This is a genomic window from Emticicia aquatilis (assembly GCF_014644295.1).
In the GTDB taxonomy this organism is placed as follows: domain Bacteria; phylum Bacteroidota; class Bacteroidia; order Cytophagales; family Spirosomataceae; genus Emticicia; species Emticicia aquatilis.
On sequence record NZ_BMKK01000029.1, the window covers coordinates 1 to 2,087 of the forward strand.

General features: G+C 44.9%; 1 pseudogene. It reads left to right on the forward strand.

The window, feature by feature from the left end:
- A pseudogene (locus tag IEX65_RS27945) lies at positions 1–2,087 on the forward strand (DUF11 domain-containing protein); the annotation flags it as partial.

The following is a 2,087-nucleotide window of genomic DNA, read 5'->3' on the forward strand; positions in this document are numbered from 1 at the left end:
GGTGACGAAGACGACCACGACATCGAAACGATTACAGTAGAGAAGTTCGACTTAGCTTTGAAGAAGACAATTGCTGTTGGCCAACCTTTAGCGATTATGCCAGGAAGTGATGTTAAGTTTACAATCACAGTTTATAACCAAGGTACGGTTGAAGCTAAGAGTATTCAAGTTACAGATTACATACCAACAGGTATGACATTAAATGATGCAAATTGGACTTCAACTTTGGGTAATGCAGTACTGAGTACACCAATTGCATCACTTCTACCAACAGGAAGTACAACTGTAAATATTACTCTCAAAGTTAACAGTGATTACACAGGTACTTTATTAGTAAATACAGCAGAAATTTCATCGGCAAAAGATAGTAAGGGCAATTCAGTTGATGATATTGATAGTACTCCTGATGCGAATAATGGGAATCAAGCAGGTGAGGTTAGCCCGCAAATGAAGGATGATGTATTTACTGAAAATGGCAAAAATGGTGGCGATGAAGATGACCATGATTTTGCAAATGTTGATATTTGTCAAGTCAAATTGGCTATAAATCCAAATACTGTCAAAGATGTTTCATGTTTTGGTGGTAATGATGGAAGTGCTACTGTAACTGCAACAGGTGGTCAAACTCCTTATACATACCTTTGGAGTAATGGGGCAACAACAGCTACTGTAAACAATTTTACAGTGGGTACTTATTCAGTAACAGTTACTGATGCAAGAGGATGTTATGCAACAACACAAGTGACAATTAAAGAACCTAAGTTACTTATCGCCGTAGCGACATCAACACCAGTAGCATGTTTCGGTGAGAAAAACGGTACAGCGACAGTAGTAGCAAGCGAAGGCAATGGTGGCTACACTTATTCATGGAGCAGCAGCCCAGTCCAAACGACGGCAACGGCAACAGGCTTGGGAGCTGGTATTTACACCGTAACAGTAAAAGATAGCAAGAACTGCGTAGTAACAGCGACAATAGAAGTCATTCAACCAAAAGCTTTAGTAGCGGTAGCAAGTGCCACACCAGTAGCATGTTACGGTGAGAAAAACGGCACAGCGACAGTAGTAGCAAGCGAAGGCAACGGTGGCTACACCTACTCATGGAGCAGCAGCCCAGTACAAACGACGGCGACCGCAACAGGTTTGGGAGCCGGCATTTACACGGTAACGGTAAAAGATAGCAAGAACTGCGTAGTAACAGCGACAGTAGAAGTCATTCAACCAAAAGCTTTAGTAGCCGTAGCGAGTGCAACACCAGTAGCGTGTTTCGGTGAGAAAAACGGTACAGCGACAGTAGTAGCAAGCGAAGGCAATGGTGGCTACACTTATTCATGGAGCAGCAGCCCAGTCCAAACGACGGCAACGGCAACAGGCTTGGGAGCTGGTATTTACACCGTAACAGTAAAAGATAGCAAGAACTGCGTAGTAACAGCGACAGTAGAAGTCATTCAACCAAAAGCTTTAGTAGCGGTAGCAAGTGCCACACCAGTAGCATGTTACGGTGAGAAAAACGGCACAGCGACAGTAGTAGTAAGCGAAGGCAACGGTGGCTACACCTACTCATGGAGCAGCAGCCCAGTCCAAACGACTGCAACAGCAACAGGCTTGGGAGCGGGAATTTACACAGTAACAGTAAAAGATGCTAAGAACTGCGTAGTAACAGCGACAGTAGAAGTTATTCAACCAAAAGCTTTAGTAGCCGTAGCGACATCAACACCAGTAGCATGTTACGGAGAGAAAAACGGTACAGCGACAGTAGTAGCAAGCGAAGGCAATGGTGGATACACCTACTCATGGAGCAGCAGCCCAGTACAAACGACGGCAACAGCAACAGGCTTGGGAGCGGGAATTTACACAGTAACAGTAAAAGATGCTAAGAACTGCGTAGTAACGGCGACAGTAGAAGTAATTCAACCAAAAGCTTTAGTAGCGGTAGCGACATCAACACCAGTAGCATGTTTCGGAGAGAAAAACGGTACAGCGACAGTAGTAGCGACCGAAGGTAATGGTGGCTACACCTACTCATGGAGCAGCAGCCCAGTCCAAACGACGGCAACGGCAACAGGCTTAGGAGCGGGAATTTACACAGT